The 21,399-nt window shown below is 60.2% G+C and carries 20 protein-coding genes and 1 riboswitch; of the genes, 6 read left to right on the top strand and 14 right to left on the bottom strand.

From position 1 onward, the window contains the following. Window positions 1-308 precede the first annotated feature (308 nt). From AAC126_RS05545 to AAC126_RS05555, 3 genes are all read right to left on the bottom strand, one after another. On the bottom strand, window positions 309-1,202 hold the full coding sequence (locus AAC126_RS05545; RefSeq protein WP_339850833.1) for a LysR family transcriptional regulator: 894 nt from the start codon (window positions 1,200-1,202) through the stop codon (window positions 309-311). 142 nt (window positions 1,203-1,344) lie between these two features. Further along, window positions 1,345-2,313, bottom strand: coding sequence for a thioredoxin-disulfide reductase (gene trxB / locus AAC126_RS05550; RefSeq protein ID WP_339850835.1), 969 nt, complete (start codon window positions 2,311-2,313; stop codon window positions 1,345-1,347). 99 nt (window positions 2,314-2,412) lie between these two features. Further along, window positions 2,413-2,826 (bottom strand): GFA family protein, encoded by a 414-nt coding sequence (locus tag AAC126_RS05555; protein WP_339850837.1) that lies wholly within the window; start codon window positions 2,824-2,826, stop codon window positions 2,413-2,415. Window positions 2,827-2,945: 119 nt separating this feature from the next. Between AAC126_RS05555 and AAC126_RS05560 the strand changes: the two genes are divergently transcribed. After that, window positions 2,946-3,758: a class I SAM-dependent methyltransferase gene (locus tag AAC126_RS05560; protein WP_339850840.1), complete on the top strand. Its 813-nt coding sequence runs from the start codon at window positions 2,946-2,948 to the stop codon at window positions 3,756-3,758. Here the strand turns inward: AAC126_RS05560 and AAC126_RS05565 are convergent. The 3 genes from AAC126_RS05565 to AAC126_RS05575 all read right to left on the bottom strand — a co-directional run bounded on the left by AAC126_RS05565 (window position 3,755) and on the right by AAC126_RS05575 (window position 6,110). Next, entirely contained in the window at window positions 3,755-4,324 is a 570-nt protein-coding gene (locus AAC126_RS05565; protein ID WP_339850843.1) for a PAS domain-containing protein, read from the bottom strand. The genes AAC126_RS05560 and AAC126_RS05565 overlap by 4 nt on opposite strands. A 171-nt stretch (window positions 4,325-4,495) precedes the next feature. Continuing rightward, window positions 4,496-5,512: a protein-methionine-sulfoxide reductase catalytic subunit MsrP gene (msrP, locus tag AAC126_RS05570; protein WP_339850845.1), complete on the bottom strand. Its 1,017-nt coding sequence runs from the start codon at window positions 5,510-5,512 to the stop codon at window positions 4,496-4,498. A gap of 118 nt (window positions 5,513-5,630) precedes the next feature. Continuing rightward, window positions 5,631-6,110 (bottom strand): 6,7-dimethyl-8-ribityllumazine synthase, encoded by a 480-nt coding sequence (locus AAC126_RS05575; RefSeq protein ID WP_339850847.1) that lies wholly within the window; start codon window positions 6,108-6,110, stop codon window positions 5,631-5,633. Window positions 6,111-6,198: 88 nt separating this feature from the next. Then, window positions 6,199-6,359, bottom strand: a riboswitch (FMN riboswitch). A 117-nt stretch (window positions 6,360-6,476) separates the two neighbouring features. Here AAC126_RS05575 and AAC126_RS05580 point away from each other — a divergent pair. Next, window positions 6,477-7,829, top strand: coding sequence for an AarF/ABC1/UbiB kinase family protein (locus tag AAC126_RS05580; protein ID WP_339850942.1), 1,353 nt, complete (start codon window positions 6,477-6,479; stop codon window positions 7,827-7,829). A 77-nt stretch (window positions 7,830-7,906) separates the two neighbouring features. Here AAC126_RS05580 and AAC126_RS05585 read toward each other — a convergent pair whose 3' ends face one another. Continuing rightward, complete coding sequence (locus AAC126_RS05585) at window positions 7,907-8,422, bottom strand: DUF4405 domain-containing protein (RefSeq protein WP_339850850.1); 516 nt, start codon at window positions 8,420-8,422, stop codon at window positions 7,907-7,909. Between the two features lie 171 nt (window positions 8,423-8,593). Between AAC126_RS05585 and AAC126_RS05590 the strand changes: the two genes are divergently transcribed. The 3 genes from AAC126_RS05590 to AAC126_RS05600 all read left to right on the top strand — a co-directional run bounded on the left by AAC126_RS05590 (window position 8,594) and on the right by AAC126_RS05600 (window position 11,899). Then, window positions 8,594-9,007: a MarR family winged helix-turn-helix transcriptional regulator gene (locus tag AAC126_RS05590; RefSeq protein WP_339850853.1), complete on the top strand. Its 414-nt coding sequence runs from the start codon at window positions 8,594-8,596 to the stop codon at window positions 9,005-9,007. 207 nt (window positions 9,008-9,214) lie between these two features. Beyond that, the gene (locus AAC126_RS05595; RefSeq protein WP_339850857.1) at window positions 9,215-9,511 is read left to right on the top strand and encodes a hypothetical protein; all 297 of its coding nucleotides are present in this window, start codon (window positions 9,215-9,217) and stop codon (window positions 9,509-9,511) included. 642 nt (window positions 9,512-10,153) lie between these two features. Continuing rightward, on the top strand, window positions 10,154-11,899 hold the full coding sequence (locus AAC126_RS05600) for an alpha/beta fold hydrolase (protein WP_339850860.1): 1,746 nt from the start codon (window positions 10,154-10,156) through the stop codon (window positions 11,897-11,899). Window positions 11,900-11,940: 41 nt separating this feature from the next. On the opposite strand, the gene AAC126_RS05605 is transcribed toward AAC126_RS05600, so the two are convergent. Both AAC126_RS05605 and AAC126_RS05610 read right to left on the bottom strand, forming a co-directional pair. After that, entirely contained in the window at window positions 11,941-12,384 is a 444-nt protein-coding gene (locus tag AAC126_RS05605) for a hypothetical protein (RefSeq protein ID WP_339850863.1), read from the bottom strand. Window positions 12,385-12,405: 21 nt separating this feature from the next. Continuing rightward, window positions 12,406-14,481, bottom strand: coding sequence for a TonB-dependent receptor (locus tag AAC126_RS05610; RefSeq protein ID WP_339850865.1), 2,076 nt, complete (start codon window positions 14,479-14,481; stop codon window positions 12,406-12,408). Window positions 14,482-14,622: 141 nt separating this feature from the next. Between AAC126_RS05610 and AAC126_RS05615 the strand changes: the two genes are divergently transcribed. Further along, window positions 14,623-15,504 (top strand): AraC family transcriptional regulator, encoded by an 882-nt coding sequence (locus AAC126_RS05615; RefSeq protein WP_339850867.1) that lies wholly within the window; start codon window positions 14,623-14,625, stop codon window positions 15,502-15,504. A 1-nt stretch (window position 15,505) separates the two neighbouring features. On the opposite strand, the gene AAC126_RS05620 is transcribed toward AAC126_RS05615, so the two are convergent. The 5 genes from AAC126_RS05620 to AAC126_RS05640 all read right to left on the bottom strand — a co-directional run bounded on the left by AAC126_RS05620 (window position 15,506) and on the right by AAC126_RS05640 (window position 21,224). Further along, window positions 15,506-16,165, bottom strand: a complete 660-nt coding sequence (locus AAC126_RS05620; protein ID WP_339850870.1) for a 5-formyltetrahydrofolate cyclo-ligase — start codon at window positions 16,163-16,165, stop codon at window positions 15,506-15,508. Between the two features lie 68 nt (window positions 16,166-16,233). After that, a complete protein-coding gene (locus AAC126_RS05625; protein WP_339850872.1) occupies window positions 16,234-18,723 on the bottom strand; it encodes a response regulator in 2,490 nt (829 codons plus the stop codon). Window positions 18,724-18,870: 147 nt separating this feature from the next. Further along, on the bottom strand, window positions 18,871-19,182 hold the full coding sequence (locus AAC126_RS05630) for a hypothetical protein (protein ID WP_339850875.1): 312 nt from the start codon (window positions 19,180-19,182) through the stop codon (window positions 18,871-18,873). Window positions 19,183-19,241: 59 nt separating this feature from the next. After that, complete coding sequence (locus AAC126_RS05635) at window positions 19,242-19,463, bottom strand: hypothetical protein (RefSeq protein WP_339850877.1); 222 nt, start codon at window positions 19,461-19,463, stop codon at window positions 19,242-19,244. 102 nt (window positions 19,464-19,565) lie between these two features. After that, the gene (locus AAC126_RS05640; RefSeq protein WP_339850880.1) at window positions 19,566-21,224 is read right to left on the bottom strand and encodes a methyl-accepting chemotaxis protein; all 1,659 of its coding nucleotides are present in this window, start codon (window positions 21,222-21,224) and stop codon (window positions 19,566-19,568) included. Window positions 21,225-21,399 lie beyond the last annotated feature (175 nt).

Raw genomic sequence — 21,399 nt, forward strand, 5'->3', positions numbered from 1 at the left:
GGTTCCCGGCAAGTTGAACAGGGAGGCTTCACGTCTGGGAGACGTAGGACCCCGAAGGGCCCTCTACTTCAGGCGGGGGCCTGAAGGACAGATGCTGCAAAGCAGCACCGTGATAATGAGTTAGATATGTCTATAAGACGTTAACGACCATGCATTTTTGTTCAGTTCCGATATGCAAAAATTGCATGGCCTTTGCCCTTAAGATGTCAAATTAGTGAAACGGAAATAAAAACGAATCAAAGCCCGAAAATCCATTCGACTTTAAATTCGTTATGCGGGTAGCGAAATTGGCCTTTTTCCCGTCAGACTCAGAATTGCGTCAGGGCGACTTCCTGAATAAGAAAATCGCGTAATACGGTAATTCTTTTCGAATGCCTGAGCTCTTCCGGGTAGACGAAATAGGCCGGAACCTGCGGGCCTTCGATATCCGGCATGATGCGCACCAGGCTGCTGTCTTCCTGGGCCAGATAATCCGGTATGGCGGCAATGCCGACACCACCCTGCACCGCGCGCAGGATCGCGTAATAATTATTCACCGAGAAAGTGTTCATATGCGTGCGCCGGTTACCGCCGGTCGCGACATCGCGCAGCCAGTTCACGTTGGGGAAGGGCGGGTGCGGCGTATCCCCGTAAAGCACCAGGCGGTGGTCCTGCAGCTCTTCAGCGCTTTGCGGCATGCCCGCATGTTTCAGATAGGACGGGGCGGCGTAGAGATGCAGCTTGATGTTCTTCAGGTGACGCTGGATCAGATCCGGCTGGCGCGGCGGTGTCAGCCGGATGGCGACGTCCGCCTGCCGCATGCCGAGATCCAGCTCGCCGTCATCGATGATCAGATTGACCGTGATTTCCGGATAGAGCTCGAGAAACTTGCCGATGCGCGAGGCGAGCCAGGTTGAGCCGAAAGCGACGGGGGTGGTGATCTTCAGCGGGCCGCGCGGCAATTCCTTGCCTTCGGACAGGCTCGCTTCCGCTGCCGCGAGTTTGGCGAAGACGTCCCGCGCCGTCCGGTACAGGGTCTCGCCCTGCTCGGTCAGGATCAGGCCGCGCGCGTGCCGGTGAAACAGCGCAACCTTGAGGGAATCTTCCAATTGGCTGATTTGCCGGCTGACAGCGGACTGGCTGAGGTTAAGCGTCTCGCCAGCGTGCGTGAAGCTCCCCGCTTCGGCAACGGCATGAAATACCCGAAGTTTATCCCAGTCCATGGCCATGATGAACCGATCTGCCTTTTAGCTCAATGTTCCGTGCATCAGTCTAAGCCAGAGGAGTCCCATGGGCCAGAGGAACACGATGTAAAAAGCACTTTAAGGCAAAAGGGTTATCGGATCGTTACCGGGAGCGGCGGAATTATTCCGCGGCTTCGGCCGCGGAGTCCTCAAGGGCTGCCAGGTATTTTTCTGCTTCCAGCGCGGCCATGCAGCCCATTCCGGCAGCGGTCACGGCCTGCCGGTAGACCTTGTCGACACAATCGCCGGCCGCGTATATGCCGGGAATGGACGTGCGAGGGCTGCCTGTTTCGGTGATCAGATAACCTTCCGCATCCGCTTCCAGCGCTTCGACGAAGGGTTTCGTCGCCGGATCGTGTCCGATGGCGACAAAGAATCCGGTCGCGGCAATCTCTGAGACTTCACCGGTCTTGATGTTCTTGATGCGTGCGCCTTCGACACCGGCCATCGGACCGTCGCCGCCGAGCACTTCTTCGACAACACTGTCCCAGACCATGTCGATCTTCTCATGCCGGAACAGCCGCTCCTGCATGATCTTCTCGGCGCGCAGCGTATCGCGTCGATGCACCAGTGTGACCTTGGAGGCGATATTGGCGAGATAAAGGGCCTCCTCGACAGCGGTGTTGCCGCCACCGACCACGATGACGTCTTGATTGCGGAAGAAGAACCCGTCGCAGGTTGCGCAGGCCGAGACGCCTTTTCCGCTGTAGGTCTGCTCGCTCTCCAGACCGAGCCAGCGTGCCTGTGCGCCGGTGGCGATGATCACCGCATCGGCAACGAACGTGTCGCCGCTATCCATGGACAATGTGTAGGGCCGTTTGGAGAAATCGACCGAGGTGACGAGATCGTAGACGATCCGCGCGCCGACATGTTCGGCCTGCTTCTGCATCTGCTCCATCAGCCAGGGACCCTGGATGACGTCCGCAAAGCCCGGATAGTTTTCCACCTCGGAGGTGATCGTCATCTGTCCGCCCGGCTGCAAGCCCGCAAGCACGACCGGTTTCAGGTTGGCGCGGGCCGTGTAGATGGCGGCGGTCAGTCCGGCGGCGCCGGATCCGATGATGACAATTTTCTCGCGGTGTTCGGTCATGGGGGCGGGCAGTCCTGCTATCTGGGGGCGTCGCAGCCGGTCTCTGAAGGTTTCTCCGAACATAAGCAACCGGTCGGAGCGGAACAAGCCGTGCGAGGGTTATTCATAAGAAGATCCTGCATGTTTAGGCAGTTCGTCATCGCAGACTGTCCAGGAGAGACGTTCGCGCCAGAACACATGGAATTCCGGAGAGACCGAATCCGGCTCCTCCAGCGTGGCCGCGAACAGATGGATTTCATCCGGAAACCGATTTGAACGGAAGGCTATCGGGGTTCCGCATTGCCCGCAGAACAGGCGCTCCACACCGGGAGAGGATGTGAAGATCGCGGGAGGTTTGCCGGTGAAACGCACCGCGTCACGGGGAACGCCGATATAGGTGGTGTAGGCGGAGCCTGTCTGTCGCCGGCAGCTTTCGCAATGGCAATGCCCGGCCCAGTTCACCGGGCCCGTAAAACTGAAACCCGTGGCGCCGCAGAGGCAGTGCCCCCGCTGTTCGGATGCCGTATTTGTCATGGGTCTGCCCCCGTTCCTGCCGTTTCCAAAACACCGAAAAGCGGATTCTTGACAGCTATTCGACGCATCGTCATGTCTCGGGGCGATCCGGAAATTGCTCCCGCACTGGAATGGTATCCATGCTCGCCTGGCCCGCTTGGCTGACAATCCTTCTTCTCGTGACCAATCTGCTGTCGCTTGCCGCCCTGTTTTTTGTCACCCGGCGGATGCTGAAGCTCCGGCGGCAGAAAAAGCGGGCCTTCGCCTTTTCGGATTATCCGGTGCGTAAGGCGAAGCTGGAGGAAATCGCTCCCTGCTTCGCGATGAGCGGCTATGGACCGAGCCCGGATTCGGAAGTCAGGTTTATTGGCGGAGAAGGTGTGGTCTCGTCTCTCTCCGACCGGGAATCCTGGGTCATGGCGGCTTTGGCGAAGGGCGTGAAGCGGGTCTTTGAGTTTGGCACCTGCTCCGGCAAGACCACGCACGTCCTGGCGTTGAACGCAGCGCCGGATTCGGAAATCTTCACCCTGACACTGCATCCGGACGATCTGGCGGCGACGGAGTTCGGGTTTGGAGATGACAGGGAGCACAGGGATATCGCGCTGTCAGAATCCTCATTCGAGACATTCTATTATAACGGCCGCTCCTCGGAACGGCATATCAGGCAGATTTTTTCCGACAGCAAATCATACAATGAGGCCCCCTTGCGCGGCTCCGTGGATCTGGTCTTCGTGGATGGCGCGCATACCCGCTCCTATGTGGAGAACGATACCCGCAAGGCGCTGAACATGCTGGCGGATGAAGGGGTCATCCTGTGGCATGACTACAAGCCTGGGGTGCCGGGTGTGTTCGCGTTCCTGAATGAGCTTTCCCGGACCCTGCCGCTGGTGCATATCGCGGATACGGATCTGGTGATGTACAGGCGGGTCCGCAAACAGCTGAGTCCGGCCTAACAGGAAACGCTACAGGGCCTGAAATCGGTGCAGGGAAAATGCATCGTCCGTCCGGATACGCCCAGCTTTTCGTCGGTGGCTCTGCGCTGAAGGGTATAGAGGCTGAGGCCGATAATGACATCGATCGTCCCGTCCTCGGACGACATGGGCAGAAGCAAACGCTCGGCCTGCCAGGTTGCCTGGAACGCCAGTTTTTCTTCTACCGTGCCATAGAGAGCGGCCGGGCGTCCCACGATGGTGGCCCAGCGTGTTCTGACCGTCGGAAAATCCTTCTCTCCGACAATCTCTCGCAAGCGCCGGCCGCGAATGCTCTTTCCCCATGCGTCATTCACAGTCTCACCGGCGAGCTGACATATGAAATCATCCTGCTCCGGGTCAAATTTGTAGATCCAGATAAAGCTCAAAAGCTCCGGAATGGTGACCGGTGAAAAGGCTTTTCGAGCCGGTACAAGCGCGTCTCCGCGAGCATCGACCCAGGCGGCGAAGAAGGCGAATAGCCTTTCATCCGCATTCGGGAGGTGAGCGCGGAGCTTGGCCAGAGCCATGTCTTTATCGGAAGCGGTCATCTGTTCGGAGACTGTGAGAGTGCAAGGCGCACGAAGATACGCGGGAAAACGTTAATTTGCCGTTTCCCCGCGGGCCTATACCCACACTAATTTCAGATAAAGTCCAGATGAGTGTCCGGACATGGCGAGCCGGTTATGTCCGCCACCGAGACCGGCCGTCTGTTCAGGGCCTCAGGTGAAGAGCCGCTCGCCCTCCATGCCCTTGTAGAGACCCGCCACCTGCTCGGCATAACCGTTATAGAGCAGGGTCGGAATCCGGTCGTTTCCGCCGCCGAGCGGGCGTTCGGAGGCCTGGCTCCAGCGGGCATGCGGAACCTCGGGGTTCACATTCGCCCAGAAGCCGTATTCGCTGTCCTGCAGCTCTTCCCAGAAAGACACCGGGCGCTCGGACGTGAAGGTGAAGCGGACGATGGATTTGGTCGATTTGAAACCGTATTTCCACGGCACGGCCAGCCGCAGCGGGGCGCCGTTCTGACGCGGCATGGGCTTGCCGTAAATGCCGGTGGCGATGAAGGCGAGGTCGTTCATCGCCTCCTCGATGGTCAGCCCCTCGATATAGGGCCACGGATACCAATGCTGCTTCTGGCCCTTGGCTGTCTCCGGGTCCATGAAGGTTTCCATGCGGATATATTTCGCCGAGGACAGTGGTTCCGCCAGTTTCACCAGCGCGGACAGCGGGAAGCCGCTCCACGGCACGACCATGGACCAGGCCTCGACGCAGCGGTGCCGGTAGACCCGCTCCTCGAGCGGCATCTGGTCCAGCAGGTCGTCGATATCGATGGTCTTCGGCTTGGCCACGTCACCGTCGAGGGTCACGGTCCAGGGCCGGATCTTCAGGGCCTGGGCGGCGCGGTTGATATCCTTGTGGCTGCCGAACTCGTAGAAATTGTTGTAGCTGGTGGCGTAATCCGGATCGGTGATCGGCCGGTTTGGCCCGCCGTCGGCATAGGCCGGGTTCCGCTTCACCGGGTAGAGATGGGAGGAGGGATCTGGCGGCACGGCGGCGAGCTGTTTCGCCGCATCCGCTTCGGCGCTCGCCTCGTCGCTGCATCCGGCCAATGCGGCCGCTGACAGGATCATCGGTCCGGCCGCGAGGCCTTTCAGCAGGGCGCGCCTGTTGTGAAAGACGGATTCGGACGTGACCGCCCGTTCCGGCAATTCCCAGCCCTTCAGTCGCTTCAGCAGCATGATGTTCCTCCGGCGATACCAAACTCGGGACCAAGCTCAGGAACAGACATAGGGCAGGGAGCCGGGCACGGCCACTCACGTGCCGGTGAGAGGGCCGTGTCCGGGAGGTGCCGGGCGGCTAGGCAGCCAGTGTTTCTTCCAGCGCGAGCACGTCGAGGCAGGCCCCGGCGGCCTCCCGGCCCTTGCCCACCATATGCTCCCGGAAGAAAGCCGTATGGTCCTCCGTCTCGTGGAAGTGGTGCGGCGTCAGCACGACGGAGAAGACAGGCACGCCGGTATCGAGCTGCACCCGCATCAATCCGTCCACCACGGCGGAGGCGACGAAATCGTGCCGGTAGATGCCGCCATCGACGACGAAGCCGCAGGCGATGACCGCGGCATAGCGGTCGCTGGCAATCAGCTTCATGGCGGTCAGCGGGATTTCGAAGGCGCCGGGGACGCGGAAGCAATCGATCTTCGACGTATCGAAGCCGCGCTGCTTCATCTCGTCGGTGAAGCCGTCCCGCGCGCGGTCGGTCATGTCGCTGTGCCAGCTCGCCTGGATGAAGGCGATCCTGCCGCCGGACGGGCTACCGGTATCTTTTGGTGAGGTATTCATTTTCGGTTCCAACTCCATGCATCAATGACTGGAATCGAGGCCGAGTACAAACAGGGGACGGAACCCGCGAGGGCAGTCTCCGCTCCCATGCCGTTCTCTTTCATCCGGACTGTGACCGTCGGCTTCGGAGTTGCACCGAATCTGCTGACCCCGGCGGTCGCCGGGCGCTCGCGGGCTTCATGAGCTTTCCCGTACAGGTTGGCCCATGTTACCGCCGGTGGGGAGTTTCGCCCCGCCCCGAGAACAATGCCGTCCCTTGCGAGACGGCGGGCGGAGCCTAGCGCCGGCACTCTCTTCGGGCAATCCCGAAAGAGCCGTGTCGTTTTACCTCTGGCATTGCCGGTGCCGCGTCCTATCTTCACGGCGATGAAAGATCAGGAACGCAATTCCCTCGGCGGCCGCGTGAAGCGCTACGCACGGGTGACGGGCGCTGTCGGCGGCCTCGCGGCGCGGGTTGCGGGCGAGCGCTATCTCGGCATGAAGCTGGACAAGGGCGCGCACGCGGCGGAGCTGCGCGAGGCTCTGGGCGGTCTGAAGGGGCCGCTGATGAAGGTGGCGCAAATTCTGGCCACGATCCCGGACGCGCTGCCGAAGGAATATACCAACGAGCTGGTGCAGCTTCAGGCCGACGCGCCGAGCATGGGCTGGCTGTTCGTCAAGCGCCGGATGAGCCGGGAGCTGGGCGCCGGCTGGCAGCAGAAATTCGGCAGCTTCGAGCATGACGCGGCGGCGGCGGCATCCCTCGGACAGGTGCACAAGGCGACGGATGCGGACGGCAAACCGCTGGCGGTAAAGCTGCAATATCCGGACATGCAGTCGGCCGTGGAGGCCGACCTGCGCCAGCTCCGGCTGATTTTCTCGATCTATGCCCGTTACGACAAGGCGATCCATACGGACGAGATCTACAAGGAACTCTCCGCCCGCCTGCGCGAGGAGCTGGATTACCAGCGCGAGGCCCGGCACATGGCGCTCTACGGCCTGATGCTGAAGGACGAGCCGGGCGTGCATGTACCGCAGAGCGTCGATACCCTGACCACGCCGCGCGTGCTGACCATGAACTGGCTGGATGGTGCCAGGCTGCTCGATTTCATCGCGGCGCATGACGATCAGGAAAGCCGTAACCGGGTCGCCCTCAACATGTTCCGGGCCTGGTACGTGCCGTTCTACGAATACGGCGTGATCCATGGCGATCCGCATCTCGGCAACTACTCGGTCCGCCCGGACGGCTCCGTCAATCTGCTCGATTTCGGCTGCATCCGCGTCTTCCCGCCGAGCTTCGTCAAGGGCGTCATCGACCTCTACAACGCGCTCTCGACCGATGATGAGGCGTTGGCGGTCCATGCCTATGAAAGCTGGGGCTTCGAAGGGCTGGATAAGGAAACCGTCGGGGTTCTGAACATGTGGGCCCGCTTCATCTATGCCCCGCTGATGGAGGACAAGGCGCGCCGCATCCAGGAAACCAATACCGGCATGTATGGCCGCGAGGTGGCGGAAAAAGTCCATGTCGAACTCCGCCGCCTGCGCGGGGTCAAACCGCCCCGCGAATTCGTCCTGATGGACCGCGCCGCCATCGGCCTCGGCTCGGTCTTCCTGCACCTGAAGGCGGAAGTGAACTGGTACCGGTTGTTCCACGATTTGATCGCGGATTTCGATGTGGATGTACTGGCGAAGCGGCAGGCGGAGGCGCTGGAAGAGGCGCGGGTGCCGGAGGCGGTTTGATGCCGAAGAGCTGGTTGGAATTTAAAATTTCCCTGCGCAACTCATGATGACGCGCCGAGTGTCGGGATACGCTTGGGTTACGAGCCGTGTTCCTTCGATCCAGCCAGAAAGATAATTCCCAGGATCTCGTTCTCATCTACGCCATATGCGGTGACAAGCTCGCGAATGGACGCCTGTTCAGTTGTTTCGTAGCCGAGCAGTGCGAGGCGGGCGATCAGCTCCGCCGGGTCGGCATGGGTTGCCGCCGCCAGGGCAGAGAGCGGCGCGTCGACCAGTGCTTCTTCGATGGGGCCTTTCAGGCGTGGGCCGCTGATCAGTCCCCAGGAAAAGAACGAGGCTGTGAGGATGATGGCGATGGCTGCCAGGCAGGCCAGCCCCCATCGCGATTTCACATGCTGTTTGAACGGACGCAGATGGATCAGAATGTGGCTGCCGGTCCCGGCCAGAAAGATCCAGGAGAACCACTGGTGGACAATGGTGGTCTGACCCGGCTCCCAGTCGAAAAACATGATGACGCCTGTTGCCGACATCAGGACGAATGATCCGATGGTAAGGGGCGTTGCCCATTTGCGCAGGGAAAGCGTCGTTCCCATGGCGTATTTCTCCTCGAAGCCGCCCGAGCCGCTGTTGTTACGGGTGGATGTATATGTGTAATATGCACATATATAGAGGCAGGTGTGACGTCAATGAAAAATGTGCAAAATACACATATAAGCAATCAGCTTCGTAATCTTCACGGCGCGTTGCTTGATATCGTCAGTGTCATGAACCGCCCTCAGCGGGACGAGGTGTTGATCACGGAAGCGGGCATCCAGCTTGATCGCGCGCTGTTCCCGCTTCTTGTCGGGATCGGGCGGTTCGGTCCCATCGGTGTGGTGGATCTGGCCGACCGGGCGGGGCGGGATTACACGACTGTCAGTCGTCAGCTTGCCAAGCTTGAAGACTCCGGGCTGATCGAGCGTCGGGGCAGCCCGGCGGATAGGCGGGTCCGCGAGGCAATCATTAGCCCGAAAGGTAAGGCAATGACCGACCGGCTTGATGCTGCCCGCGAGAGAATTGGCCGTGCGATCTTCGCTTCCTGGGAAGAGGGGGAGATGGATGAATTCGTCCGGCTGATGCAGAAATTCGCGGATGCGATCAAGGACGCACCCTCCGCCGACGGCGGACAAGATGCATAGCCGCAATTCTGGTTTATCAGGTGCTGGACCTATGATTGGGAGCAGTACAAATCAGCCCCGTATGGGGGGCTGGTGGTGAGGGTGCGATTGAAGTGCGCTGATTTCGAATGCGCATCCTTATCCAAGAAAATTGAGTAATATGTTATTTTCGTGCTATAGGTGTATTTCTAAATGCAAATTTTCTCCAAACATGAAAGGCGCACTAAAATGATACGTATTCTCTTCCTGGGGCTGCTGCTGGCTGCGGCTCCTCTTTCAAACGCGGACGCGGTTCAGTGTTACGAAGGAACAGCGACCATCAATCAGCAGAATTCCGGCAGCAACTGCACCAGTACGGAGAAGGGCTACAGCAATTCTTCGGCCGGGCCGCTGACTCACCAAGGGTGCACCGCTGCGAAGGCAGACGCGCGACAAAAGCTTATCGCCCGCATTCAGCAAAGCTGTGTGCCCTATGTTCAGACCAACACTCCATGCAAGGTCATCGACATTGACCGTTGTACCTAGATCCGCTTCGGGAGATCGATTGGCGCTTTCCCGTGGTACCCCCTGTATCACTGGCGGCTTGGCCTCGACCGAGACCGGCTTCCCGGCGGGGAGCCGGCTGTGATGGCGGGGCGGAAACTTTGCGGAATATATTTTCCTCCCACTGAATTATTATCGTCACCCCCGCGCATGCAGGGTGACGATGGCGGTTACAGATTAGGGGGCGGCTTGAGGAACTGGGCGGCGGTGCTGAGACGAATGCGTGTGACGAGTTGTTTACTGGGGAGGGCTTGAGCGGAGGTATGACGCTGATCATAGAAGAACTGCGCATGACTATCGGGTAGCGGTGTATTGGCCTGGCTTTTGACCTGCATCAATGTTGCGCTGCACAAGTTGGGTTACTGGATCGGGCACGATGACAGATGCGGGCTGGCGCCAACCGGTTTTGCCGGCAGGTCCACTCGCAGCAATTCCCCTCCTGGTGGGCGCGTTTCTCGAATGGAGCTCAGTGACATGCAGGCCGATACAGTAAAATCACGGACACGGAAATCCCGCCGGAGCGTGGATGCCGGCAAACAGACGCTCCGGACATCCAGCCCGCCCGCAAGAGCACCTGTCGCCTCTGCCAACGTCCCACTGGTTCCCACCAACGCGCCGGCTACCGTGGCATGTGATCGGCCGACACCGGGGCACTATACGGCGCAGGCCATAGATCATGCCTTCAAGGCCAATCTGGCGCGCTCGACTCTCGGCGTTTCCCCCGCCGGTCTTGCGACTTCCTCTTTCAATTGGCTCAGCCATCTTGCGCTGTCCCCGGGCAAGCATATGGAGCTTGTGGAGAAGGCGGCCCGCAAGGCCGCTCGGCTGGCGATCCATGCCGGAATGGTCGGGGTAAATGCGAAGGCACAGCCCTGTATCGAACCGCTTGCCCAGGATCGCCGCTTCTCGGGCGAGGCCTGGCGTCAGTGGCCCTTCAACATGATTTCCCAGTCGTTCCTGCTGACCCAGCAATGGTGGCACAACGCCACGACGGAGGTCGACGGGCTTTCGAAAGAGGATGAGCATGCCGTGTCGTTCATGGCCCGGCAGATGCTTGACCGTTATGCGCCGTCGAACATGCTCTGGACTAATCCCGAGGCCCTGAAGGCCACGGCGGAACAGGGCGGGGCGAACCTGATGCGCGGGGCCATGCATATGGCGGATGACTGGCAGCGCGCGATTGCCGGGAAGAAGCCGTCCGGTGCCGATGTATTCCAGGTCGGACGGGATGTCGGGGTGACGCCGGGCAAGGTCGTCTACCGCAATCACCTGATCGAGCTGATCCAGTACGAGTCGACCACGACGCAGGTCTACCGCGAGCCGGTCCTGATCACGCCTGCCTGGATCATGAAGTACTACATCCTCGATCTCTCACCGCACAATTCCCTGGTAAAATACCTGGTCGAGCAGGGTCATACGGTTTTCATGATCTCCTGGCGCAACCCGACATCGGAGGATCGCGACCTCGGTATGGAGGATTACCGTCAACGCGGCGTCATGGATGCTCTCGACGCGGTCTCAACAATCGTTCCGGACACAAAAATTCATGCGGTCGGCTATTGTCTCGGCGGGACACTGCTGTCGATCGCGGCGGCGGCCATGGCCCGGGACGGCGATGACCGTCTGAAAACCATCACCACTTTCGCCACGCAGGTGGATTTCACAGAGGCCGGCGAGCTGATGCTGTTCATCCGGGAAAGCGAAGTCGCCTACCTGGAAAACATGATGTGGGACCAGGGCGTGCTCGACGGCTATCAGATGGCCGGAGCCTTCCAGATGTTGCGCACGAACGATCTGATCTGGTCGCGCATGGTCCACGACTACATGCTGGGCGAGCGTCAGGAAATGAACGACCTGATGGCCTGGAACGCGGATCTGACACGGATGCCATACCGGATGCATTCCGAATATCTGCGCAGCCTGTTCCTGAACAACGACCTCGCTTCAGGACAGTTTACGGTCGGGGAGCGGCCGATCAATCTGGCGGATATCCGGGCGCCGATATTCGCCGTCGGTACGGTGAAGGATCATGTCGCGCCCTGGAGATCGGTGCACAAGATCACCTTCCATCCCGCGACGGATGTGACGTTCCTGCTGACAAGTGGTGGGCACAATGCGGGGATCGTCAGCGAGCCGGGTCACCCGCGCCGGAATTATCAGGTTGCGACCAAAAAAGCGGGCGAAACCTACATCGATCCGGACACCTGGATGGCAGAAACGCCACACAAGGACGGCTCCTGGTGGCCCGAATGGCAGGCCTGGCTGGCCGGGCAGTCGACGGCTGGCGCCGCGCTACCGGCTATGGGCGCGCCGGGTAAGGGGTATGCTCCGCTCTGCGACGCGCCAGGTTTCTACGTTCTGGAGCAGTAGCAAGCGGGTATCGCCGGCGGGTTTTCCCGCGCCTGCCAGACTCAGATTGTGTGAAACGGGTTTACGATATTCTGTGCTGCGGTCACGGTCTCGGCCGTGAGATGATCCGCCGCCTCTGCCCATTCAAGCGCATCGTCAACGGTGGCGAATATACCGCCCGGGACGCCGAAAACCGTCTCGACGCTGAGCTGGCGCATGGCCTCGAAGCGGGACGGCGGCACCACAATAACCATCGCGGACACGAGCCGGCGCATGTTTTCGGCGGCGCCGGCCTTGAGCCATTGTTTCGTGACGCGGGCAACGCCGGGCGCCTGATCGAGGGCGCTTTCGTCGAGATGGACCCGCAGCGGGACGAAGCGCTCGCCACGGGCGAACCAGTCATCCCATATGGACAGCATCTGTTCGTGCTGTTGCAGGGACTGGGCTCCCTCCAGCATCAAGATGCCGAGCGGCCAGAGGGAGTCGTCCGATGCGATGCGGGACATGCCGTTCACAGGCCGGGGCGCTCAGAACCGGGCACTGATGCCGAGCCGGAAAGTGCGCGGCTGGAGCAGGACGGCGGTGTCCGCCGCCTCTGTGGTGCCCGGATAGTAGGCGACGGCGGTGTCCGTATCGAAAATGTTCCTGATCTCGCCGAATATGCGGAAGCTGCCGAAGGCGTAGCCCATTTCGGCATCCGTCACGATATAGGCGTCGGTCTTGCCGCGCGGCCGGTTGTTGATGTCCGTGAAGTAGCTGTCCGAATAGCGCGCGGCCAGACTGGCGTTCCAGCCGTCCTGTTGCCAGGAGATGCCGGCGGATCCTGTGATGTTCGGAGCGCCGAAGAGGCTGTTCCCCTCAATCCCCGAGCCCGGATATTCCTCGACCTCGGTTTTCAGCAGACCGACATTGCCGAACAGGTCGACATTCTCGAAAAGTGCGAACGTCGCGCCCAGTTCCGCGCCGTAGGTCACGACCTGATCGGCGTTACGGACGACGAAGGACTCGTCCCGGGTGTCGAGCGGCGTCAGGTCGAAGGGCAGCTGCATGTCGGTATAGCGGGCATAGAACAGGTTCTGCGTCAGGCCAAGCCGTCCGCCCATCAGGGTCTGGCGCCCATAGATCTCGTAGTTCCAGACCGTTTCGGAATCATATTCGTAATGCACGATGGGGAAGGGGCTGGGAGAGCCGAAAGCGATGCCGCCGCCGCCCGCGTTATATCCCTTGGAAATCTGGACGCCGTAATTCTGGTTATAGGCCGCTTCCCAGTTCAGTCCGACCCTCGGCAGGAAGGCATTGAAGGTCCGGTCGCTGTCGATGCTGGCAACGGTGCCCGTTGCGTCGCCACCGCTGCGCCGGTGCTGTTCCTGCTCGTACCGGGCACCGACAGTCAGCTCCCATGCATCCGCGAGCGGGATGATCGTCTCGCCATAGAGGGCATAGGTGTCGGTCTCGTCGTCGAAATTCTGGTGCGAGACGAACTCGATGAATTCATCCTGCCGGGCCCGGTAGAGGTGGGTGCCAAGCAGGGCTTCGAAGCCATTATCCCCGGAATAGCGGACACGCGGGTCCATGGCGAGTTCGGTCGTGTCGATCCGCGCGTTCGAGCTGTCCGGTGTGACTGTCCGGGTAAACCTGAAATCGGTAACGGAGGCATCCAGCTCCAGACGCCAGTTCTCGTCCAGGTCGACCTCGAACTCTCCGCCGAGGCTGGTTGTCGAGGGCTTGTGGACCGGTTGCGCCGGGAAGTTGGAGTTCCGCTCCTCGAACGGGCGCACGATGATCTCGCCCTGCGGCGCCTTGTAGCTGCTGTGCGATGCGGTAAGAAGCAGCGTTGAATCAAGCCCGAGATTGGGGCGGGCAAGCAGCTTGCCGCGCAGGGAGAGCGCCCTGATTTCCCCCGGATTGTCGGTGCCGGGGAACGGTTGGTAATTCACGGAGGACTCCCCCGCCTGCCAGTCTGCCGCGAAACGGGCGGCCAGAAGATCCTCGACGAGCGGGGTGTTGACCATGCCCGAGAAGCGGCGCCCCTCGTAATTCCCGACAGAGGTCTGGACTGCGCCGGATTGCTCGAACGTCGGGTTTTTCGTGGTGATGACGACATTGCCCGCGATGGCGTTACGCCCGACCGGCGTGCTTTGCGCGCCGCGCAGAATCTCGACCTTTTCCACGTCCCACAGGGAGGAGTTTCCGAAAACGATTTCGTTGTAACTGGCGGGCCGGCCGTCAATCCGCAGGCCCATGCGGGCGCGGCTGCCGGCGAAGAAGGCGTTGGCGTTCTCGGCCGGGCCGGTGCCGTCCACACCGCGAATGGTTGGCGCTTTCGCGGCGCCGGTCGGCATCGTGACGTTTACCGTGTTTTCCAGCACGTCGCGCATGTTGGTGATGGCCGGGCGCTTCTCCAGCTCCTCCGCGTCGAGGATTTCGACGCTTGTCCCGGTGCGCTGTTGCGAGCGCTCGATCAATTCGCCGGAGACGGTGATGGTTTCCAGCCGGACGCTGTTGCCCTCCGTGTCCTGCGCGATGGCAGGTACGGCAGAGACCAGCACAACCAGCGTGCCCGCCAGTGCATCCGAAAGATAATCCCGCATTCCATTGAGCATCGCCAGAACCCCCAAATTCCGATAATAGTACTGATAATCATTCCTAATTGCGGAATTGAAATCACCGGATTACCAAGGCTCTGTCTACTCCGTCTGCGGGCAAGTGATCCGAAAGCGGGCTCAAATAAGGGTTTTGACGCCATGATTCACACTGACTGGACAAATGAGAGCTATCAGTTCGAGCAGCGTGTCGCCAAGCGTGCCTTTGGTCCTTCTGAACATTTCTCGGACAGGGACGGGAGCACGTTGCTGACCGTCGCCACGCTGAACGCGTTCGAGGGTGAATACGAAGTCGCACCTTACCTGATGCTGACCCTGTGTCTGGGCAAGGCCGGCCGCTTTCTGCGGTCGGGCGACTGGGGAAAGGTCGGTGGTACTTTCCGCTCCGGGACCCAGGCCCTGGCACTGCCGGGCACGAGGGCAGTGGGTTTCTCTCCCAAGGCGCGGCTACTGGGTATCAATATAAGTCCGGAACGGGCCCAAGCCGCGCTGGCGGATGTCGGGGGGCTGGAGGCGATGGTGCCCGCAGCCGGATGTCTGGGTGACGATCCGTTGATTGGCTCGGTGATGACCGCGCTCTGGCGCGATGCGCAGGTGCATGGTCTTTCCACCGCGTTTCTGGATCACGGTCTGGACCTGATCCTGCGCCGGTTTGTCGAGATTGACCGCCCGTTGCCGTCTGCTTCCGGCAGGCGGGTAAAGCCCTTGTCCGCACGGGAGTTGCAGAGGGCGGTGGAGTTGATCGACAGCCGGATCGGCCTGGATCTCAAGGTCATGGATATCGCGGGAGAGCTGGATCGCGATGTTCGAAGCCTGACACGGGCATTCCGCGCCGCGACCGGCTATGCCCCGTATGAATATCTTACTTTCCGGCGTATGGAGCGCGCGAAGGAGCTGCTCGGGACAGCGGAAACGGTCATGGAGATCGCCTTGCAGGTCGGCTATTCGAACCCGGCGAAGTTCGCGGCCGCGTTCCGGCGGTTCTGTGGCTGTTCGCCCTCCGAATGGCGGGGGCGCCGATAGGCTACCGCGCCATCCGTTCGCGCGGGACGCCGTCGCCAAGAACGACCATATCCATGGGAATGTCCCACGGCATCGGGAAGATCGTCGGGATTGCGCATCCGGGCAGGCCGATCCCGATGATATGCGGGCGGGGTGAGAGGCCGGCCAGGGTCATGTCGTAATAGCCGCCGCCATTGCCGAGCCTGAAGCATTCATCGTCGACGCCGACAAGCGGCGAGATGACGAGGTCGGGAATGCCGATGGCCCCTTCGGCGGGCACCGGAATGTTCCAGATGCCACGGGCCATGCGGGCGCCCGGCTGCCATTCCCTGAATTGCAGGGGCTGTTTTTTCACCACGACTTCGGGCAGCAGGATTTGCGCCCCCTGGCTGTGCGCTTCCTTCATCCAGGGGCGCATGTCGGGCTCCCCCAGCATCGGCCAGTAGACCGCGATGCGCCGTCCCTCAAGCGGTCCCGTGACCTGTTTCAGGTCCCTGATGATTGCTTCCGTGGCCGCGCCGCGCTGTTCCGGCGAAAAGGATTTTCTGACCTCGTACAGCCGTTGCCGTTCGGCCCGCCTGAACCGGTTGACGTCACGCAGGGTATCCGGGTCGACCGGATGTCCTCCGACCAGCAAATGAGCGAAGCAAGGGGCTTCTCCACAATCGGTCCCATTCGACATCTGAAGTGACCTCCCGGGGATAGTATTGTTATCGCGTGCCTGGTGTTTACCAAGCTTTGAAAACAACCTTACCCCGTATGTTTGGCCAGTACAGCGTAGAGTATGTTCGGGTCGACCGGCTTGGCGATGTGGTCGACCATTCCGGCGTCGCGGCTGTTCCGGCGGTCGTCATCGAAGGCATTGGCCGTCATGGCGATGATCGGCAGGGTGCTGTGCTTCAGATCTCCGAGGATCATCCGGGCCGCGCTGAGGCCGTCCATTTCCGGCATCTGCAGGTCCATGAGGATGGCGGAGAAGGTTCCCGGCGGCTCTGCCAGCACGCTCTCGACAGCATGTTTCCCGGTTTCGGCAATCGTCACATCCATGCCGACTTGTTCCAGCAGTTCCCGGGCGACGCGCTGGTTCGCCGCATTATCCTCGGCCAGCAGCACACGCAGGCCCGAGAGCGCGTCCCGGTGATCTTGGTTGATCTCGGGGCGGGAATACTCCTTCGGAGTTGTCTGCCCAAAGGCCATCAGAAAGATATCCCGCAGCCGCGATGGTGTCGCAGCCTTCGGAATCATGCCATCCGTCTCGGCGGCAGACGCTTTCTCACGAATCTCGTTCCCGCCAAATGTCGTGATCAGCAGGCGCTTGACCTCGCTGCCTGCGATGGCCGGACGGTCATGCAGTGCCGTGCGCAGGCGGGTTACCGTGTCCGGTGTGGCGAGGCCGTTATCCAGCATCAGGATGTCATAGGGAAGTTCGGCCAGGCGCAGGGCTTCCTCCGCTGCGCTGCAGTCGGCCACCGCTGTAACGGTGACACCGAGCCGCTCAACGGAACGGGCTATGCATTCCCTCGCCTTGCCGGAGGCGTCGACGGCAAGGACACGCAAGTCAGTCAGGCCAGCGTGCGTCCTGGCGGGCAGGACTTCGGCCGGTGTTTCAAATCTCACTGTAATATGGAAGCTGCTGCCTTCGTCCTTCACGCTTTCCACACCGATTGCCCCCCCCATCAGTGTGGTCAGGGCTTTGGAAATCGCCAGGCCAAGGCCGCTGCCGCCATAACGCCGCGTTGTCGAGGTGTCGGCCTGGCTGAAAGCCTGGAACAGGCTCTTGAACTGCTCCGGCGCCATGCCGATACCGCTGTCGCTGACCACAAAGCGAAGCGTTGCACTTGCCGCATCCTGCTCCACCAGATCAACGCGCAGGATAATCGAGCCTTTATGTGTGAATTTGGCCGCGTTGCTGGTGAGGTTGAGCAAAATCTGGGCGAGCCGGTACGGGTCCCCAATGAGCTGCTCGGGGACATCGGCCCCGACCGAGAGGAGCAGATCGACGTCTGGCGCGCTGATGCTGTTGCCGGTGAGCGCGATGACGTTTCCAAGCATGTCATCTCGATGAAACAGCAGATGCTCAAGCTCCAGCATACCGGCGTCAATGCGCGAGAAATCGAGAATGTCGTCGAGAATTCTGAGGAGCAGATGGCTGGAGCTTTCAACCTGTGTCAGATGCTCGTTCTGCTTCTGTGTCAGATTTCCGCGAAGGACGAGCTGGGTGAAGCCGATGATTGCGTTGAGCGGCGTCCGGATTTCATGGCTCATGTTGGCCAGAAAAGCGGATTTGGCGCGGGCAGCTGATTCGGCCTCGTCTCTTGCCTGACGGATCTTTTCCTGATCTTCCATCCAGTCGGTGATGTCGACCAGCACCGAGACCCAGCCGCCGGATTCGGTTTTCCGGGTGCGCCGGTCGATATGTTTCTGCCGCATGGGCCAGTATTGGACCGAGTGATTGAAGTCCTCGAACTCGTAGTAATCGAGATATTGTTGCCAGATTTCCTCGATCGTTTGCCCGGGGAACGAGTCCAGCTCTTCAACCTCATAGCGTAACAGGCCGTACATGCCGCCCATCTTGTGCATGAGCTCTTCGGTGTAGCCCTGGATCTCGACGAAGGCGTCGTTCCAGGCCCGGAAGTTGAAATCCTTGTCGTAAATGATCACCGGATGCGGGATCGCCTGCAGGGCGGCGTTCAGTTCTTCATGCAGCTGCCGGGATTCATCCTGAGCGGCGGCCAGATGGGTGTCCCGGTCGAGGAAGGACAGCAGAACGGCCGCTGTTGTAGCGGCAATGGACCGGAAAATTTCGCGGTCAATATCCGAGAAGGCGTTCTCACGGTCGGCGATTGCCGCGATGGCTCCGACCGGACCCGAGGCCGTCATGAGAGGAGCGGCAAGGGTTGTCTGTTGGGGAGATCGTGCCGGCGCCTTTTCCCCGATTGATATGGACTGACGAATGCGGATGCAGCGGGACAGCGGCGAGTCCGGATCCTCAAGGGAAATGGCCTGACCCTCCGCCGCCGGGTATGTAGTGGCCGGATACGTTGTCAGGCTTTTGCCCGTTGTGTCGATCAGGGCGATCTGGGAACGGTCGCATGACAGGATCTGCGGAACGCGCTGATCAAGCACCTGGCTGAGTGCCGGAATGCTGTCCACGGCCACAAGCGAACTCAAAAGGTCAGCCAGCTCGACGAATGGTAATCCGGGAGCGGTCTGGCTCGTATCGGAGGTTGGTCCGGTCATGGGCGGCATCTCTCAGGCATCGACGGAATATGCCCCGGAGAGGGCCATGCTTGGATGCATCTTAGCTTGGATACGGGGCATGACCATGGCAATAGAGGGCGGACCCGATCCGGGTCCGCCAGATTGTGCAGGCTCGGTTCCGTGGTCTTAACCTTTCCGGAACATGGCGGGTTCTTCGGACTGGCTGATGACGCGGTGTTCGAAGGGACCGGAGCGCTTGATCGTCGAGCCGGGCTGAAGATCATATTCCTCGGCATCGGTTGTGCCGTCGGCCCGGCGGACTTCCCGGCGGAACAGAAAACGTGTCAGCGCGGTAACCGTGTAGGTCTCGTCGGCACCGTATTTATGCCATTCGGTTGCGTCGCCTTTTTCAGGAAAAACAACAAGCCGGCCTTTGACGTTGGGTGAACCGATCGCTACCCCATCGCCCTTACTCGTATCGTGATTATGAACAGTCATCGTGGCCCCACCCCGATTGATTGAGATAACGGATTTCTAATGTGAGAATTCCGATGCCGTCAATCGAATGTCTTCAATTGCTTGTTGAAAACAATATATAAAATATTTCTTTTATTGCGCGTAATATGTGTGGCTGCGGAAGCAAGTGCCAGAAGCTCCCCCGGCAGATCAACATACAGCAGGAAAATTCGGATTATCGCATCGTGCAAAGCTGCACCCGGATGGATGCTTGTCTGACTGCATGGCGTTTTCGGTGGGGAGGGGGCGGATGCTTTCGCCATTTCACGTGCCAGAGCAAGGCCTCGTATCGCTGTGATTCCTCCCCGGGTGCGGGAGTTTACAGCGACACGTTTCCAGGTGTTTTTACTCTGTGGTGATTGCGTCTAACCCGTGCGCACACGTTGCAGGAAGTTTTGCACTTCGCGGCTGACCGTATCCGCCTTCTCCTGCATCAGGGCGGATGTCTGGCTGACGGATTGTGCCGTCGTCTCAGTGATCTGTACCGAGGCGCTGACATCGCCAATTGCTTGCGTGATGGAGTGGGTCTCCTCCGCGGTGATGTCGGTATTCCGGCCGATCTCCGCGGTCGCGGCATTCTGTTCCTCGATCGCGGCGGCGATGGCGGTCGTGGTGTTCAGCAACTCGTCGACCGAGGAGGCCACGTCCTTGATGCTGCCGACACATTGACCTGTCGCTTCGTTCAGTACCGTGATCTGCTCGCGGATATCCTCGGTGGCCTGTTTGGTCTGGGTCGCGAGCACCTTTACTTCGCCGGCGACAACGGCAAAGCCCTTGCCCGCATCACCCGCCCGCGCCGCTTCGATGGTGGCGTTGAGAGCAAGAAGATTGGTTTGCTCCGCGATGGAATTGATCAGTTCGACGACCGAGCCAATTTTCTCCACCGTGCCGGCAAGCGCGGACATCTGGTCTTCGGTCTGATCGGAGCGGGTGCGGGTATTCTCCACCACATTTTGCACCGTGCTCACCTGACGCTGGATCTCGCTGATCGACGCGGTCAGCTCCTGAGCCGCCGACGCGACGGTCTGTACGTTCCGGGCCGTGGATTCCGCCGCTGCATTGACCTGTTGTGTGCCGCTGGCGGACGCCTGTGCGCTCTTCGACATCTCTGCTGAGGCATCGGAGACCTTGCGGACTTCCTCGTTCATAAAGGTGACGGCAGAGCCGACGGACCGTTCGAATTCGTCGGCAAATCCCAGGAGGGCCTCGTGGCGTTCTCTTTCCGCTAGCTGTTCGGCGATGGCCTGTTGCCGGCGCAGCTCCTCGGATTCCAGCATCTTCTCGCGGAAATGGCTGAATGCCCGGGTCAACCGGCCGACTTCGGTCGCGCTGTTGTCGATTTCAACCTCGGTGTCGGTACGCCCTTCACTGAGATCCTCCAGCGCGCCGACGGTCCGGTTTACCGGCCTCGTAATACTGCGGCCGACCACGTAACTGAGGCCGAGACCGAAAAGCAGGCCGGCGGCCGCGAGGCCGAGGAAGAGGGCGGCACGTTTATAAAATGTGGCCTCGATATCATCGATAAACAGACCGGTCGTAATAACCCAGTTCCAGTGCTTGTCCGTCACTGACAGATACATCTTCGCTGCATTGAGTTCTTTCGAGCCGGGGCGACGGCCGAGAGAATTGGAGTATCCCTCAAGGTAGTCGGCGTTTTTTGCTGCTGACAAGAAGCCGCTATAATTAGCCCGCGTCTGAGCGCTCTTAGCCTCAAGAAGGTTGAGGCCGATCTGTTCCTGCCGGGAAGGGTGCCAGACCAGAACGCCCTCGGTATTGGCTATAAAGAAGTAATTCTTGCCATCGAAATTCATGGCGGCGATAGCTGCCAACGCCTGCTGTTTGGCGTCTTCCTCATTCAGGGTGCCATCTTCAGCCTGTTGGGAATAAGAATCGATAATGTTGACGGCAGATTCGACAAGTGCCCGAAGCTTTAACTTTCGCCCCTCAAGCATCGTCCCTTTCAGCTCGAAAAGCAGGACCGCCGTTATTCCGACTGCGACAGCCGAAATAACACATATTATCAAGGCTAGTTTTCCGCCGATGGACAGACGCTTAAGCATTGCCATTTTCCCAAGAGTTAATCGTCTGGGTTTTCTATCTCGTTAAGCGTTAGTAAATAATTAACGAGAGATATCCCTGGTTTATTTTTTGTAGGGAATTGTATTTGCCGTATGGCGGGCAGGCTTCAGGTGTTGGTGT

Origin of the sequence: uncultured Nisaea sp. (assembly GCF_963974195.1) — a bacterium.
Taxonomy (GTDB): Bacteria; Pseudomonadota; Alphaproteobacteria; order Thalassobaculales; family Thalassobaculaceae; genus Nisaea.

Coding starts and splice junctions, on each gene's coding strand:
- AAC126_RS05635 (WP_339850877.1), bottom strand. CDS start 19,463: ATGGCGAAAGCATCCGCCCCCTCCCCACCGAAAACGCCATGCAGTCAG.
- AAC126_RS05590 (WP_339850853.1), top strand. CDS start 8,594: ATGAACCGCCCTCAGCGGGACGAGGTGTTGATCACGGAAGCGGGCATC.
- AAC126_RS05575 (WP_339850847.1), bottom strand. CDS start 6,110: ATGAATACCTCACCAAAAGATACCGGTAGCCCGTCCGGCGGCAGGATC.
- AAC126_RS05555 (WP_339850837.1), bottom strand. CDS start 2,826: ATGACAAATACGGCATCCGAACAGCGGGGGCACTGCCTCTGCGGCGCC.
- AAC126_RS05580 (WP_339850942.1), top strand. CDS start 6,477: ATGAAAGATCAGGAACGCAATTCCCTCGGCGGCCGCGTGAAGCGCTAC.
- AAC126_RS05615 (WP_339850867.1), top strand. CDS start 14,623: ATGATTCACACTGACTGGACAAATGAGAGCTATCAGTTCGAGCAGCGT.
- AAC126_RS05560 (WP_339850840.1), top strand. CDS start 2,946: ATGCTCGCCTGGCCCGCTTGGCTGACAATCCTTCTTCTCGTGACCAAT.
- trxB (WP_339850835.1), bottom strand. CDS start 2,313: ATGACCGAACACCGCGAGAAAATTGTCATCATCGGATCCGGCGCCGCC.
- AAC126_RS05545 (WP_339850833.1), bottom strand. CDS start 1,202: ATGGACTGGGATAAACTTCGGGTATTTCATGCCGTTGCCGAAGCGGGG.
- AAC126_RS05610 (WP_339850865.1), bottom strand. CDS start 14,481: ATGCTCAATGGAATGCGGGATTATCTTTCGGATGCACTGGCGGGCACG.
- AAC126_RS05625 (WP_339850872.1), bottom strand. CDS start 18,723: ATGACCGGACCAACCTCCGATACGAGCCAGACCGCTCCCGGATTACCA.
- msrP (WP_339850845.1), bottom strand. CDS start 5,512: ATGCTGCTGAAGCGACTGAAGGGCTGGGAATTGCCGGAACGGGCGGTC.
- AAC126_RS05605 (WP_339850863.1), bottom strand. CDS start 12,384: ATGTCCCGCATCGCATCGGACGACTCCCTCTGGCCGCTCGGCATCTTG.
- AAC126_RS05595 (WP_339850857.1), top strand. CDS start 9,215: ATGATACGTATTCTCTTCCTGGGGCTGCTGCTGGCTGCGGCTCCTCTT.
- AAC126_RS05565 (WP_339850843.1), bottom strand. CDS start 4,324: ATGACCGCTTCCGATAAAGACATGGCTCTGGCCAAGCTCCGCGCTCAC.
- AAC126_RS05585 (WP_339850850.1), bottom strand. CDS start 8,422: ATGGGAACGACGCTTTCCCTGCGCAAATGGGCAACGCCCCTTACCATC.
- AAC126_RS05630 (WP_339850875.1), bottom strand. CDS start 19,182: ATGACTGTTCATAATCACGATACGAGTAAGGGCGATGGGGTAGCGATC.
- AAC126_RS05620 (WP_339850870.1), bottom strand. CDS start 16,165: ATGTCGAATGGGACCGATTGTGGAGAAGCCCCTTGCTTCGCTCATTTG.